The sequence below is a fragment of the Mycobacterium cookii genome, assembly GCF_010727945.1.
Lineage (GTDB): Bacteria > Actinomycetota > Actinomycetes > Mycobacteriales > Mycobacteriaceae > Mycobacterium > Mycobacterium cookii.
The window spans coordinates 1,117,515-1,134,256 of the sequence record NZ_AP022569.1; the positions used below are offsets into that span (position 1 = coordinate 1,117,515).

3 protein-coding genes are annotated in these 16,742 nt (G+C 69.2%); all 3 read right to left on the bottom strand.

Annotated features, from left to right (window positions below; genetic code table 11):
* Nucleotides 1-14 precede the first annotated feature (14 nt).
* The 3 genes from G6N27_RS05460 to G6N27_RS05470 are packed head-to-tail and all read right to left on the bottom strand — an operon-like array spanning nt 15 to nt 16,546.
* Entirely contained in the window at nt 15-1,520 is a 1,506-nt protein-coding gene (locus G6N27_RS05460) for a carboxylesterase/lipase family protein (protein ID WP_163775428.1), read from the bottom strand.
* A complete protein-coding gene (locus G6N27_RS05465; RefSeq protein WP_163775429.1) occupies nt 1,520-4,153 on the bottom strand; it encodes an NAD-dependent epimerase/dehydratase family protein in 2,634 nt (877 codons plus the stop codon). Before G6N27_RS05465 ends, G6N27_RS05460 begins: the two co-directional genes overlap by 1 nt.
* A 3-nt stretch (nt 4,154-4,156) precedes the next feature.
* Nucleotides 4,157-16,546: a type I polyketide synthase gene (locus G6N27_RS05470; RefSeq protein WP_163775430.1), complete on the bottom strand. Its 12,390-nt coding sequence runs from the start codon at nt 16,544-16,546 to the stop codon at nt 4,157-4,159.
* Nucleotides 16,547-16,742 lie beyond the last annotated feature (196 nt).

Below are 16,742 nucleotides of genomic sequence, written 5' to 3' on the forward strand. Positions count from 1 at the left end.
AACCACATCGGCCGTCATCGCGCCAGGGAAAACCCCTCCCACGCCCGCCGCCGCTCGGGGTGCGGATCGAATTCGAGGCGTGATTTGCTGTCGAAGACCATGACCGCGCGGTCGGTATCGGTGTAGGCCGGCCAGTCGTCGCCGGGGTTACCGGTGTGGCTGAATGACCGCCAGCGCCTTTGCACTTCGTTGGTCACCCGCAGCGCGGATCGCCGGTCAGCGGGAGCGGTCAGCAGCGCCCCGAATTTGGTGCGGTAGACACCGAAGACCGCGAGCAGTTCGGTGGCGTGCGTCGCGCCCAGCCCGGACCAGCGCAGCACGCGGGGTGCGTAGTCGTAGCGGTACAGGTGTGCGGGTGCGTGGCGACCGTGGGCTTCGGCGATCTCCCACGCCGCGGAGCTGAACGCGAAATCCCCGCCGAGCCTGATGCAGGCGGACCGGTCCGGATAGTCCGGGTAGGCACGGGTAATGCGTTCCCGCGCAGCCGGATCCACTTCGGCGAGCAGCGCTTCGATCATCGGCTCGGTGGTCGGCAGCAACTGCAGGAAGCGGGTGAACAACTTACCCTCCTCGGCGTTGGTACCCACGATCAGCGGAACCCGGTGGGCTTTGCCCTCCCGCATCGCCACGACGGGATCCAGTGGCAGATAGTCGTCGCCGAAGACGGGGCCGATGGGGAAGGCGCCCAGCATGTCTCGTACGCCGTCTTCTATCAGGCGGTTCTGCGCGGCCAGCAACTCCGCGGGAGACGCTTTCATCAGCGCGTGGGTGGCGTCTTGTCGGCGCGCACCCAGCGCTGCGATGTATCGCATGGCGAACTCCGCGGCGACCTCACTCGAGCGGGTCATCCCGCTGGCCGGGCTCTCTGAAATCGCCTGGGCGAAAAGGCCTTCGGCGTCCGGAGCGGCGAGCAGCGCGGCCACGGCATGCGCGCCTGCGCTCTCGCCGAACACTGTCACGCTGTCCGGGTCACCGCCGAACGCGGCAATGTTCTCCTTGACCCAGCGCAGGGCCAGCACCAGATCGCGCAGGAATAGGTTGCTGTCGATGTGGACGTCGTCGGTCGACAGCGACGACAGATCCAGGCAGCCCAGCGCGCCCAGCCGGTAGTTCACCGAGACATAGACACACCCGCGGCGGGCCAGGGCCACCCCGTCGTAGATCGGCGTCGCCGAGCTGCCCATGATGTATCCGCCGCCATGCACGAAGACCATGACAGGCAGCGAATCGGATTCCGGCATCTGCGGGCTGACGACGTTGAGGGTGAGACAGTCCTCGCCCATCGGCTGGTACTTGCCGACGCCCATGACCGTGTAACGACGCTCCTGGGGTGCGCATTTGGTGAAGCCGTGGCAATACCGCACTCCGGGCCACGGCTGGGCCGGTCGCGGCGCGCGGAACCGCAGGGAACCGACCGGTGCCTGGGCGTAGGGAATGGACCGCCAGCGGTGCACGCCGTCGCGGGTGAAGCCTTCGACGGTGCCGGCGGCCGTGGTCACGCGGACCGTGTGTTCGTGCATCACTCGACGGTATCGAAAGTCGTGTCGCTCGGCAGGTCAAGTTCGAGGACCCGGATCGTCCCGCCGGTGCCGTCGACCTCGACCAGCGCCCCGGGCGGCAGCCGTCTGGTCGCGTCGTGCACGTCGACCACGCACGGGACGCCGAATTCGCGGGCCACCACCGCGGCGTGCGACATCGGCCCACCCAGTTCGGTCACCACCGCCCCCGCGTAGGAGAACGCGGCGGTGTAGCCGACATCGGTGACCTCTGCTACCAGGATCTCCCCGGCCTGCAGGTCGTCGATGGTGTCCGGCCGGACGATCCGCACCCGCCCGCGGACTCGTCCGCCGCACACGCCGACCCCGGACATCGACTGCCCGGGGTTCAGCGCCGTCGCCGCGACTGGGACTGCGCGCCAATCGCCGCTGAAAACCGGGGGCGGGACGACGCCGGCCAGCCGGATCTGTTCGGCACGCCGGCGCGCGACCAGCGCGGCCGGGTCGGCGGGCAGTGCGTCGAGTTCGTCGACCAGCAGATAGAACACGTCGTCGGCGTCCCCGAGCACCCCGGAGTTCGCCAGCCTGCGGCCAAGCTCACGAAGGAGGTTGCGCAGCAACCAGATCGCACGGACCATCCGGTCGCGCCGGACTTCGCGGTCGCGGAGTTGGCGGGCGGCAAGCAGCGCCACCGGCCGCGCGCGCAGCGGGATCGACGGTGGCGATGTCTCCGGGCGGATCGGAGTGTCAAGCGATTTGGCCACCATGCGGATCAGCAGCTCGGGGTCGTCGGCGTAGCTCGACGACCGCATCTCCACCTCCGCGGGACCGCGATGGCCGATCACGGTCAGCTCGGCGAGGACGGCCGCATGGAATTCCGGGGCATGGGCGGCGAGCTCGTCGAGGTGGTCGCCGCGAGCGGCCAGAATGCGGACCACATTCGGGTCGCGTTGCGCGGCGCGGGCCAGCCGATAGACCGCGCTCAGCGGTTGCGCGCTGGCCAGCTCCTGACCCACCGGCAGCACGATGTCGCGGCCGTTCAGCCCACGCAGGATCACGCTGAGTGCCGCGAAAGACATGAACGAGCCCATCGCCAGCACCCACCCGTCGATCACATGGTCGCGGGCCAGCAAGATCATGCTTTGTAGACGCTCGTCGGTGAGCTGTGAAAGATCCTGCGGCACTTGCGCTTCCAGGCGCTCGATGTCGTCGACGAAGTCACGCGTGTCCTGGGCGGCGCCGGTGGTCAGGCCGACCAGGTTGGCGGCGAACACGCCGAGGTTGCGAATCGTCCGCAGCGGCCCGCCGGGCGCGCGCGGCGGCTGCTGCTCACCGTGAATCGGCACCGCCGCCACGCTCTCCCCGAAATAGCCGCTCTGCCGAATCACCGTCTCAGGCTTGACGAATGGCACCACCTCGGCCATGAAATGCGCGGTGGTGATAGCCCCGTACAACCGGTGGGCGAACACTCCGACGGTACGAGTGGCCATCTCGCGCTGGATCAGCCCGCCGGGCCGGAGCCGCCTGGCGATGATAGCTCCGCCCGCGCGAAGTCCTTTGACGGTGACCGACGCCGACGACGGCGAAAACGGGCCGGGCAGCGCCTCGGACAGGTTGGTGGCCAGGAACGTCGGAAAGCGCGGGTCGATCGGGGTGTCGAATTCGCCGGTCCCGTTCTGCGGACCGGCCGGCACCGGGGCAACGCCGTCGGCGGCGGGCGTGTCGACGGCCGGGATGTCCTGGACGTGGGTGAGTCGCCACGGCAGCGAGGCCGACCAGGTGCCGATGCTGATCCGCCCCCGCACCGCGAGTGCGCTGTCCTGGGCACACTCCGGTGCCGTCCAGGCCGGTGAGAAGTTCCATTTGTGGTGCAGCAGTGCGGTGTTCATAGCGGGCGCACTCAGTAGCAGGTTCAACTCCGGCGACGAGATCAGCGTGGCCAGCTTGCGCGACCGCACGGTCGGCCGTCCCAACGCGTCGGCGATCTCGTGGAGCGTGATCTCGCCCGGCGCGGCCAGGTTCACCGGTCCGCTGTCGATGCCCGGGTCGACGGCTGCGCGGGCGAAGACGCGGTGCGCGTCGTCACTGTGCACCACCTGTATCCCGCGCGCCGCCGGATCGACGGGCAGCAGCGGCGACGACAACACCCGTCGCACCCAGTTGTCCACACCCCGGCCGAGCACTGCGGCCGAGCGGATCGCCACCCATTGCACACCGCAGACGGCAACCATCTCCTCGACGCGGGCCTTGTCCAGGCCGTGAGCCGAAACGGGTTGCAGATGACTGTCTTCGGCCAGTGGTTCGCCGCGCTCGATTCCGTAGACATGAGCCGAGGACGCCAAAACGATGCGGCGGGTGCCGTGACGGGCCATCGCGTCCAGGACATTGGCTGTCCCGCCGACATTGATCTCGCGACTGTCCGGGTCATCAGCGGCCGGGTCGACCGCCCACGCGCAGTGCACCACGACGTGGGCGCCGGAGACGACTTGGCGTACCACCGCGGCATCGCGGACATCGCCTTGCACGAAGCTCGCTGCGCTCGGCCAGCTTTCCAGGCGGTGACGGGACAGCCCGACGACGTCGTGACCCTGGCTGAGCAGTCGAAGGACCACGCCGCGGCCGATGACTCCGCTGGCGCCGGTGACCACGATCCTCATCGGTTAGTCGTCGTCGTCGAGGAACGCGGCGTTGACCAGATCGTCGAGATCCATTGCGGCGATGTCTTTTTCCCTGACCTGCTCGCCGTCGCCGGCGGCCTCGTTCGCCAGGCTGAGCAGCAGGTCCAGCACGCCGGCCTGCCGAAGGCGTTTGACCGGAATCGATGCCAGCACCCGTTGTATCTCCGCTTCGCCGGGCGCGGCCTGCGGCGTCGCCTCGGCCGATGCACCGACGAGCTCCTGGCGGAAGTATCCGGCCAACGCGGCGGCGTTCGGGTAGTCGAAGATCAGCGTCGGGGACAGCGGCAAGCCGGTCGCGGCTTTGAGGCGGTTGCGCATTTCGACGGCGGTCAACGAGTCGAAGCCCAACTCCTGGAACGCCTTGTCCGGGTCGATGGACTCCGGGGTGCTGTTGCCCAGCACCGTCGCGATGTGGGAGCGCACCAGATCCAGCAGCACCGCCTGCTGCTCGTCCTCGGCGAGACCGTCGAGGCGTTGCAACAGTGCGAACTTCGACTGCGCGGCGGCCAGCGAATCGTCGACCTGACGCCGCGCGGGGGCGTTGATCAGGTCGACGAACATCGGCGGCAGGGTTCCACCGTCGAACTTGGCGCGCAGCGCGATCGTGTCGATCCGCGCCGGCAGCAGGAACGGCTGGTCGATCACCATTGCGGTGTCGAGCAGTTGCAGTGCCTCGTTCGACGACATCGCCACGATGCCGTCGCGGGCGAAGCGGGCGAAGTCGACCGCTTCCAGCGCGCCGGTCATGCTGCTGGCCTGGTCCCACAATCCCCAGCCCAGCGAGATCGCCGGCAGACCCTGGGTCCGTCGATGCACCGCGAGGCCGTCCAGAAAGCTGTTGGCGGCGGCGTAGTTCGCCTGACCCGACGAACCCACCAGACCCGCCATCGACGAGAACATCACGAACGCCGAAAGCGGCGTATCACGGGTCAGCTCATGGAGATTCCACGCCGCATCGACCTTGGCCCGCAACACCGCATCGACCCGCTCGGGCGTCAACGACGTCACCACCGCGTCGTCGAGCACGCCGGCGGTGTGAATGACCGCCGACAGCGGGTATTGCGCCGGGATGTCGGCCAACACCTTGGCCAGTGCCGGGCGGTCGGCGGCATCACAGGCCACCACCGACACCGCCGCCCCGCAAGCCCGCAGTTCGGCCGAGAGTTCCGCGGCACCCGGCGCGTCGGCACCACGCCGACCGATCAACACCAGATTGCGGACGCCATGATTGGCCACCACGTGGCGGGCCAGCGCCGAACCGGCCATCCCGGTGCCTCCGGTGATGACGACGGTGCCCGATGCCCAGGTGTCGGGCATCGTCAACACGACCTTGCCGGTGTGACGAGCCTGGCTCAGATAGCGCAGCGCCGCACCGGCCCGGCGCACGTCGAACGCCGTCACCGGCAACGCACGCAACGTGCCATCGTCAAACAACCGCGCCAAATCGGTGAGCATCCCCTCGATGTGGTCGGCGCCCGCCTCGAAAAGGTCGAAGGCGCGGTAGCGCACACCCGGGTACTCGCGGGCGATCGCGTCCGGTTCCCGGATGTCGGTCTTACCCATCTCCAGGAGCACCCCGCCGGGAGCGACCAGACGCAGTGAAGCGTCGACGAATTCGCCGGCCAGCGAGTCCAGCACCACGTCCACGCCGCGACCACCGTTCGCCGCCCGGAACTTCTCCTCGAAATCCAGGGTGCGGGAGTCGCCGATGTGGTCGTCGTCAACGCCCATGGACCGCAATGTGTCCCACTTGCCGCGGCTGGCGGTGGCGAACACCTCGGCGCCGAAGTGTCGCGCCAACTGGATCGCGGCCATCCCCACGCCGCCGGCACCGGCATGCACCAGCACCCGCTGGCCGGGTTTGAGATCCGCCAACGCCGTCAGCGCGTAGTACGCCGTCGCGAACACCACCGGCGCCGTCGCGGCTTCCTGGTACGACCATCCGGCCGGGATCTCCATCAGCAGGCGCGCGTCGGTGACCGCCAGGCTGCCGGTGCCTTCCGGGAACAGCCCGGTGACCCGGTCACCGACGGCGAATCGACCGTCGTCGGAGGCGGTTTCGACCACGATGCCGGACGCCTCCACACCCATGGCGGCGTCTTCGTCAGGGTAGAGACCCAGCGCGATCATCACGTCGCGGAAATTGGCCGCCATGGTGCGCACCGCGATGCGAACCTGTCCGTGCTCCAGCGGCGCGTCGGCGTCCGGGATCGGTTCGACGATCAGGTTCTCGAAGGTGCCCTTGCTGGACATGCCCAGCCGCCACGGCTGATCGCTCGGCAGCGCCAGTAGGGAGTCGACGGCGCGGCTGCCATGCACCCGGCCGATGTACACGGTGTCGCCGCGCACCAGCACCTGCGGCTCACCGGCAGCCAGGACCGAGCTGACCGTCGAATCACTCAGCGGCGCATCGGAATCCGCCAGCACGATCCGGCCGGGATGCTCGGTCTGTGCCGAACGCACCAGGCCCCAGACCGCGGCGCCGGCCAGATCGGTGACGTCCTCCCCCGGCAAGGCGACCGCACCGCGGGTCGACACCACCAGGATTCCGGAGTCGTGCTCGGCGAGCCAGGACTGCAGCGCCGCCAGGGCGTCGTGGGTGCGGCGGTACGTCTCCGCCAACGGATCGCCTTCTGCCGGTTGCGATTCGAACACGTCGTAGGCCGGCATCTCGCCGTGCGACGCGGCTGTCGCGGGCGACCAGACCACCTCGAAGATCCGGTCGGGTCCCGACCCCGAGACGGCGGCCATCAGCTGCTGCTGTGTCACCGGACGCGCCACCATCGACGCCACGGACAGCACCGGCAGACCCAGCGCATCGGCCAACTCCACCGAGACCGACGAGGGTCCGGACGGCGCGATCCGCGCCCGCACCGACGACGCGCCCGCCGCATGCAGTGACACGCCCTGCCATGAGAACGGCACCAGCACACCGCCTCCGGCGTCCTTGTCGGCCTCGGTCGCCACGATCACCGCGTGCAGCGCGGCGTCCAGCACCGCGGGGTGCACACCGAATCCGGCTGGTGACACCCCGGCGTCGCCCGGCAGCGACACCTCGGCGAACACCTCCTCGCCGCGGCGCCACATCGCGGTCAAACCCTGGAACGCCGGGCCGTAGCCGTAGCCGCGCGCAGCCAGTCGGTCGTACAGCCCGTCGATGTCCACCGGTGTCGCACCCGCCGGCGGCCAGGCGGACAGGCCGGTGCCGGGGTCGGCGGCACCCGGGCGGACGACGCCTTCGGCGTGCAGCGTCCAGCCCGAGTGGGCGTCGCGGCGGGAGAACACCGACACCGCACGGCTGCCCGATTCGTCGGCGCCGCCGACGACCACTTGCACCGACACCGAGCCGGTCGCCGGAATCACCAGCGGCGCGGCCAGCATCAGCTCGTCGACCACCGTGCAGCCGACCTCGTCTGCGGCGCGGATGGCCAGTTCCACGAAGCCCGCGCCCGGGAACACCACCACGCCGCCGACCGCGTGATCGTTGAGCCAGCCCTGGGTCCCCGCGGACAGCCGGCCGGTCAACACCACTCCACCCGAGGCCGGCAACTCCACCACCGCGCCCAGCAGCGCGTGCTCACTGGCTTCCAGGCCGAGGCCCTCGGCATCCAGCGCGCCGCCGTCGGCGGACAGCCAGAACCGGCGTCGCTCAAAGGCATACGTCGGCAGCTCGATAAAGCCGGCGCCGGGCAGCATCGCCCGCCAGTCGACGCCGACACCGGCCACGAACGCCTGGGCCACTCCGGCCGTCAGGCTGTTCGGTTCGGGACGGTCCTTGCGCAGCAGCGGCACCGACGCGATGTCCGCGTCGGCCAGTGATTCCTCGATGGACGAGGTCAGCCCGCCACCGGGCCCCACTTCCAGGAACCGGCTGGCGCCGGCCGCATTCGCGTAGTGGACGCTGTCGGCGAACCGAACTGCCGCCCGAATGTGCTGCGTCCAATAGTCCGCCGACGCGAAGTCGTCGCCCGCCAGTTCGCCGGTCACGTTCGAGATGACCGGAATGTTGACCGGGTTGACCGTGAGTTCGCGTGCAGCAGCTTTGAATTCGCCGATCATCGGCTCCATCAGCGGGGAATGGAACGCGTGCGACACCGCGAGCCGGTGCACCCGCCGGCCCTGTCCACGCAGCTGGTCGGCGATCGCGGCGACCCGCGCTTCGGCACCGGACACCACCACCGATGACGGCCCGTTCACCGCCGCGATGCCGACGTTGTCGGTCAGCAGCGGGCGCACTTCGTCCTCGGTGGCCTGCATGGCGACCATGGCGCCACCGGAAGGCAGAGCCTGCATAAAGCGACCGCGCGCGACGACCAGCAGCGCGGCGTTCTCCAGCGACAGCGCGCCGGCGACGTGCGCCGCGGTCAACTCGCCGACCGAATGTCCCATCACGAAATCGGGCCGCACGCCCCACGATTCCAGCAGCCGGTAGAGCCCGACCTCGACGGCGAACAACGCCGGCTGAGCGAATTCGGTGGTGTTCAAAAGGTTTTCGTCGTGGCCCCAGATCACTTCGCGTAACGGCCGCAGCAGGTGACGATCCAACTCGGCGACCGCGGCGTTGAAGGCTTCGGCGAAGACCGGATAGGCGGCGTGCAGCCCCATACCCATGCCGAGCCATTGGGAGCCCTGGCCGGGGAACACGAACACGGTCTTGCCCGCTTTGACCTGCCCGGTGACGGCGCCTAGGTCGCCACCGGCCACATCGCTGAGACCGGCGAGCAATTGGTCACGGTCGGCGCCGAGCAGCACCGCCCGGTGCTCGAAGGCGGTCCGTCCGGCCAGCGACCAGCCCACGTCTTCGGCGGCCAATTCGTCACGGGCGCTGACGAATTCGGTCAAGCGCGACGCTTGAGCCGCCAGCGCGGTCGCCGACTTCGCCGACAGCACCCACGGGACGACCGGCGGCGGCGCGACCGGCGTGTGCACGCTCGGCTCGGCGCTCTCCAGGGCGGGGGGTGCCTCAATGATCACGTGCGCGTTCGTGCCGCTGATCCCGAACGACGACACGCCCGCCCGACGGACCCGGCCGTCGGCCTTCCATGGCTGCGGTTCGGTGAGCAGTTGCACCGACCCCATCGACCAATCCACGTGCGGACTGGGCTGATCGACGTGCAGCGTCGCGGGCAACACCTCGTGGCGCATCGCCAGGATCATCTTCATCACGCCCGCAACGCCGGCCGCGGCCTGGGTGTGGCCCATGTTCGATTTGATCGACCCCAGCCACAGCGGGGTCGGTCGATCCTGCCCGTAGGTCGCCAGGATCGCTTGGGCTTCGATCGGATCGCCGAGCGTGGTGCCGGTGCCGTGGCCCTCGACCACGTCGACGTCTGCTCCGCTGAGCCCGGCGCTGGCGAGTGCCGACCGCACCACCCGCTGCTGCGACGGGCCGTTGGGGGCGGTCAGACCGTTGGACGCACCGTCCTGGTTGATCGCCGAACCGCTCACCACGGCCAGCACGGGGTGACCGTTGCGCTGAGCGTCGGAGAGCCGCTCCAACACCAGCATGCCGCCGCCCTCGGAGAACCCGGTGCCGTCGGCGGCGCCGGCGAAGGCCTTGCAGCGTCCATCGGTCGAGAGTCCGCGCCAGCGACTGAATTCCACGAAGATGTCCGGCGTGGCGTTGATCGTGACACCACCGGCCAGCGCCAGATCGGACTCCCCCGACCGCAACGACTGCGCTGCCATGTGCAACGTCACCAGCGACGTCGAGCAGGCGGTATCCACCGACACCGCAGGGCCTTCGAGCCCGAGCACGTAGGACACCCGGCCCGACGCGACGCTGGACAGCTGACCGGTCAGCCGGAAGCCTTCCACCGGCTTGGCCGAGAACATGCCGTAGCCCTGCGTCATCAGGCCGGCGAAAACACCGGTGGCGCTGCCCCGCAGCGTCGTCGGGTCAATCCCGGCCCGCTCCAACGCTTCCCACGTCAACTCGAGGAACATCCGCTGTTGGGGGTCCATCGCCAGCGCCTCGGACGGGCCGATGCCGAAGAATGCCGGGTCGAAGTCGCCGACGTCTTCGACGAATCCGCCGACGCGGGTGTAGCAGGTCTCCGCGACGTCGGGGTCGGGGTTGTACAGATTGGCCAGGTCCCAGCCGCGGTCGGCGGGGAATTCGCTGATCACGTCACGGCCCTGAATGACCATGTCCCACAGGTCTTCCGGCGAGTTCACCCCGCCCGGGTACCGGCAGGACATGCCGACGATCGCGATCGGATCGTCCCCGCTGACCCGCACCGCGGGCACCCTCTTGACTGCCTGTGGCACACCGGACAGTTCGGTGCGGAAGTAGGACGCCAGCCGACTCGGCGTCGGGTAGTCGAAGATCAGCGTCGGCGACAGCGCCAGCCCGGTGGCGGCCTTGAGCCGGTTGCGCATCTCGACGGCGGTCAGCGAGTCGAAGCCCAGTTCCTGGAACGCCTTGTCCGGGTCGATGGCTTCGGCAGTGGTAGTGCCCAGCACGGTGGCGATGTGCGAACGGACCAGATCCAGCAATACGGCATGCTGCTCGGCTTCGGGAAGCCCATGGATACGTTGTGCCAGAGCTGATTTGGACTTGCTCGCAGCCAGCGAATCGTCGACTCGGCGCCGGGTCGGCGCGGTGATCAGGTCGATGAACATCGGCGGTACCACGGCAGCGTTGGCCCGCAGCGCGGCGGTGTCGATGTGGGCGGGCAGCAGGATCGGCTCGTCGACCACCATCGCGGTGTCGAATAGTTGCAGCGCGTCGGCAGACGACAGCGCTTTGACGCCGGTGCGCGCCAATCGGGCCCGGCCCGCGTCGTCGAGGCCGCCGGTCATATCGCTGGCTTGATCCCACAGGCCCCAGCCCAGCGAGATCGCCGGCAGCTTGTGCGCCCGCCGATGCATGGCCAGCCCGTCCAGGAAGGTGTTGGCCGCGGCGTAGTTCGCCTGGCCCGACGAACCCACCAGACCCGCCATCGACGAGAACATCACGAACGCCGAAAGCGGTAGATCGCCGGTCAGCTCATGCAGATTCCACGCCGCGTCGACCTTGGCCCGCAGTACCGCGTCCACCCGTTCCGGCGTCAACGACGTCAGCACCGCGTCGTCCAACACGCCCGCAGCGTGAATGACCGCGCTGAGCGGATGCTGCACGGGGATATCGGAAATCACCTTGGCCAGCGCCGGCCGGTCGGCCGCGTCGCACGCCACGATCTGCACCTGCGCCCCGGCGTCGGACAACTCGGCCACCAGATCAGCTGCTCCGGGTGCATCCGGTCCACGGCGGCTCAGCAGCAACAGGTTTCGCGCGCCGTGCTGGGTGACGACGTGGCGGGCCAGTGCAGAACCCGCCATCCCGGTGCCGCCGGTGATCAACACGGTGCCCGATGTCCAGGCGTCCGGCATCGTCAACACGACCTTGCCGGTGTGACGCGCCTGGCTCAGATACCGCAGCGCGACTTGCGCCCGTCGAACGTCGAAGGTGGTGACCGGCAGCGGGCGCAGCACCCCGGCGTCGAAAAGCTCGGCGAGTTCCAGCATGTACTGGTGCATGCGGTTGCGGCCGGGCTCGAACAGATCGAAGGCGCGGTAGCGCACACCGGGGTATTCCTGAGCGATCACACCGGGGTCACGGATGTCGGTCTTGCCCATCTCGAGGAACACCCCACCGGGAGCGACCAGACGCAGTGAGGCGTCGACGAATTCACCGGCCAGCGAGTCCAACACCACGTCGAAGCCGCGGTCGCCGACGACGGCCCGGAATTTGTCTTCGAACTCCAGCGTGCGGGAGTCGCCGATGTGGTCGTCGTCGAAACCCATGGCCCGCAACGTGTCCCACTTGCCGCGGCTGGCGGTGGCAAAGACTTCCAGTCCGAAGTGCCGGGCCAGCTGCGCGGCGGCCATACCCACGCCACCGGTGCCGGCGTGCAACAGCAACCGCTGGCCCGGCTTGACGTCGGCCAGGTGCACGAACGCGTAGTAGGCGGTGGTGAACACCGCGGAGATCGCGGCGGCCTCGGCGTAGGACCAGTCCGAGGGCATCGGAAGCAACAGCCGGGTGTCCCCGGCGACCAGGGTGCCACTGCCGTCCGGGAAGAACCCGTACACGTCGTCCCCGACGGCGAATTCGGTGACGCCAGGCCCGACCTCGACGACGACGCCGGCACCTTCGCCGCCGATCAGCGCGTCGTGGGTGAACATGCCCAGACTGATCATGATGTCGCGGAAGTTGGTGGAGATGGCCCGCATGTCCACCCGAACCTGACCGGGTTCCAGCGGCGCGTCGGCGTTCGGCACCGGTTCGAGTTGCAGGTTCTCGAAGGTGCCCGCGGCGGACAGCCCCAACCGCCACGGCCCGTCGACCGGCGGTACCAGGATCGCGTCGACTGCCCGGCTGCCGTGCACCCGCGCGGTGTAGATCGTCTCGCCGCGCATCACGACCTGCGGCTCGCCGACCGACAACGCGTTTATGACCGCCGAATCGTTCAGCGGCGCATCGGAATCCACCAAGACGATCCGGCCCGGATGCTCGGTCTGCGCCGAGCGCACCAAACCCCAGACCGCGGCGCCGGCCAGATCGGTGACGTCCTCCCCCGTCAACCCGACCGCACCTCGGGTCGCCACCACCAGCACGCCCGATGCGTGTTCGGCCAACCAGGACTGCAGCGCGGCCAGCGCGGCGTGCACGCGTTCGTAAGTCGCGGTGACCGGGTCCTGGCCGGCCGCAACGGAATCGAAGAGCTCGTAGGCCGGCGGCTCGGCGTGGGACGCTGCCGAGGTGGGTGACCAATCCAGCTCGAAAAGCCGATCCCCGCTTGCACCGGACACCGCCGCCATCAACTGCTGCTGGGAGACCGGACGAGCGATCATCGATGCCACCGACAGCACCGGCAAACCCAGCCCGTCGGCCAGTTCCACCGAGACCGCCGACGGGCCCGACGGCGCAACCCGTGCGCGCACCGACGACGCGCCGGCGGCGTGCAGCGACACGCCCTGCCACGAGAACGGCAGTGTTATTTCGGCGCCACTAGCGCCGAGGTGCGTGATCGCCGCGGCGTGCAGCGCCGCGTCCAGCAGTACCGGGTGCACGCCAAATCCGGTGACGCCGCCGGCTGCTTGGGGCAGAGTCACTTCGGCGAAGAACTCGTCGCCGCGACGCCAGAGCGCCGTCAGCCCCTGGAACGCCGGGCCGTACTGGTAGCCGCGCGCCGCCAGTCGCTGGTAGCCGTCGGACAGGTCGACAGCGCTCGCGCCCTCGGGGGGCCACACCGACAGATCCGCGACCGGCTCCACCGTCCCGGACGACAACGCGCCGGTCGCGTGGCACGTCCACGCGGAATCTGCTGTCGCCCTGGAGAACACCGACATACTGCGCTGACCGGATTCGCCGGCCGCGCTCACGATCACTTCCACCGAGACCGATCCGGAGGCCGGCAGCAGCAGCGGCGCCTGCAAGGTCAATTCGTCCACCACCGAGCAGCCGACCTCGTCGCCTGCCCGAATCGCCAACTCGACGAAACCCGCGCCCGGGAAGACGATCAACCCGTCGACGGCGTGATCGGCCAGCCAACCCTGTGTGGCCGCCGACAGCCGGCCCGTCAGCACCACCCCGCCGGAGTCGGGCAACTCCACCACCGCACCCAACAACGCGTGCTCGCTGGCTCCCAGTCCCAGGCCGGCGGCGTCGACCGCGGCGCCGTCGCCGGACAGCCAGAAGCGCCGTCGGTCAAAGGCATAGGTCGGCAGTTCGACGAAGCCGGCGCCCGGCAGCGCAGCCCGCCAGTCCACCTTGACGCCGGACACGAAAGCCTGTGCGGCCGAAGCGAAGAACCGATGCAGTCCGCCGTCCTCGCGGCCAAGCGTCGGAACGACGACCGCACCGTCCCCGACGGTGTCCTCGATGCCGGCGATCAGCGCCGGATGCGGGCTGGCTTCGATGAATGTCCGGTAGCCGCGTTCTGTCGCGGTGCACACGGCAGAAGCGAACTCGACGGTCTGGCGGATGTTGCGGAACCAGTAGTCGGCATCCAGGCCGGCGGTGTCCAGGATCCCGCCGGTGACCGTGGAGATGAAGACGGTGCGGGTCGACGTCGGCTCGATGCCGGACAGCGCAGCGGCGAGTTGGTCGCGGATCGCCTCGACGGCAGCCGAATGCGACGCATAGTCGACATCGATGCGGCGTGCGCGCATCTCGCGCCCGGTGCAGTGCGCGACGATCTCGTCGAGCGCAGCCACGTCGCCGGAGAGCACGACCGCCGACCGCCCGTTGATCGCGGCGATGCTGACCCGATCGCCGTACGGCGCCAACAGCTCTCGCGCGTGATCGGGTCCGCACGCCAGCGACGCCATACCGCCGTGACCGGACAGCGCCAGCAGCATCTGGCTGCGCAGCGTCACCACCCGCGCGGCGTCGCGCAGCGACAACGCACCGGCCACGTAGGCGGCGGCGATCTCGCCTTGGGAATGCCCGATGACGGCGTCCGGTCGCACACCAACCGAGCGCCACAGCTCGGCGAGCGACACCATCACCGCGAACAGCGCGGGCTGGACCACGTCGACCCGGTCCAGGCCCGGCGCGCGGGGTGCCCCGCGCAGCACATCGATCAGCGACCAATCGACGAACTCCGCGAACGCCTCCGCGCAGGCGCTCATCTGCTCGGCGAAAACCGGCGCTGTGTCCAGTAATTCGACACCCATGCCGAGCCACTGCGAGCCCTGGCCCGGGAACACGAAGACGGTCTTGCCGGCCGGGGTGGCGTGACCGGTGATCACCGAGGCACCCGGCGTCGCGTTGATCAGCTCCGCGAGACCCGCGGTCAACTGCGCGCGGTCGCCACCGAGCAACACGGCACGATGCTCGAACGTCGATCGCCCCGCCAGCGACCAGCCCACATCGGCGATATCCAATTGCTCTCGCGCATCGACGAATTCGGCCAACCGGGCCGCCTGACCTTGCAGCGCCGCCGCGCTCTTGGCCGATAGCACCCACGGCACCACCGAGGTTCCCGGGGTCGTGCGCTCGGCCCGCTCGACCGGGGCCGACTCCTCGATGATCACGTGTGCGTTGGTGCCGCTGATCCCGAACGACGACACCGCCGCCCGACGTGCCCGGCCGCCGGCCGGCCACTCCTGCGCCTCGGTCAACAACGACACCGACCCTGCCGACCAATCCACATGGGGGCTGGGCACATCCACGTGCAACGAGGCGGGCAGCAGGTCGTGGTGCATCGCCTGCACCATCTTGATCACGCCGGCAACCCCGGCGGCGGCTTGGGTGTGACCCATGTTCGACTTGATCGAACCGAGCCAGAGCGGCTGCTGCCGGTCCTGACCGTAGGTGGCCAACAACGCCTGAGCCTCAATCGGATCGCCGAGCGTGGTGCCGGTGCCGTGGCCCTCCACGACGTCCACGTCGGCGGCGCTCAGTCCGGCATTGGCCAGCGCCGAGCGCACCACGCGCTGCTGGGACGGGCCGTTGGGCGCGGTCAGCCCGTTCGAGGCGCCGTCCTGGTTGACCGCCGTGCCGCGCACCACCGCGAGCACCTGGTGGCCCAGCCGCTGGGCGTCCGAAAGCCGTTCCACCACAAGCATTCCGCCGCCTTCGGACCAGCCGACGCCGTCGGCCGCACCGGAGAAGGGTTTGCACCGGCCGTCCGGGGACAGGCCACGGTGCCGGCTGAATTCGACGAACACCGTCGGGGTGGCGTTGACGGTCGCGCCACCGGCCAGCGCGAGGTCGCACTCCCCCGACCGCAACGACTGCACCGCCATGTGCAGGGCCACCAGTGACGACGAGCACGCGGTGTCCACCGACACCGCCGGGCCTTCCAACCCGAGCACATATGCCACCCGGCCGGTGGCGACACTGGACGTCATGCCGGTCAGCCGGTAGCCCTCGATCTCCTCGGCGAGCATGCCGTAGCCCTGCACGATGATCCCTGCGAAGACCCCGGTCGCGCTGCCCCGCAGCGTCGTCGGGTCAATCCCGGCCCGCTCCAACGCCTCCCACGACAGCTCCAGCAGCATCCGGTGCTGTGGGTCGGTGGCCAGCGCCTCGGTTGGTGACACGCCGAAGAATCCCGCGTCGAAATCCGCCACGCCGTCCACGAACCCGCCGGAGCGCGTGTAGCACTTGTGCGGGGCATCAGGGTCGTCGTCGAACAACCCGGCCAGGTCCCAGCCGCGATCGGTCGGAAATTCCGACATCACGTCGCGCTGCTCCGCGACCATGTCCCACAGGCCGTCCGGCGATTCGACGCCGCCGGGGAATCGGCAGGACATACCGACGATCGCGATCGGCTCACCGGAGCGTTCCAGCAAAGCGCGGTTCTTGGTCTTGAGGCGCTCGACCTGGACGAGGGCTTTACGCAACGCCTCGGTTGCATGCTGCAGTTGGTCAGCCATGTGGTTACCCCTCGCCTAGCGTCGGTCGTCGCTGAATCCGGAATGCAGCACCGGGAGCAAAGTCATTCGCCGCGACTGCGTGACTGCTCGCCGACTCGAGAACATCGTTGACCGACGCCGCCAACTTCGCCCACGTTCCCAATACGCTCGCTACTCCTGATTTCCATCGCGGAGAAGTAGCGCCGTGCGCCGACTT

What these genes read in the sequence shown, in the direction of transcription:
- G6N27_RS05470 (WP_163775430.1), bottom strand. Translation starts at nt 16,546, where the DNA reads ATGGCTGACCAACTGCAGCATGCAACCGAGGCGTTGCGTAAAGCCCTC.
- G6N27_RS05465 (WP_163775429.1), bottom strand. Translation starts at nt 4,153, where the DNA reads ATGAGGATCGTGGTCACCGGCGCCAGCGGAGTCATCGGCCGCGGCGTG.
- G6N27_RS05460 (WP_163775428.1), bottom strand. Translation starts at nt 1,520, where the DNA reads ATGCACGAACACACGGTCCGCGTGACCACGGCCGCCGGCACCGTCGAA.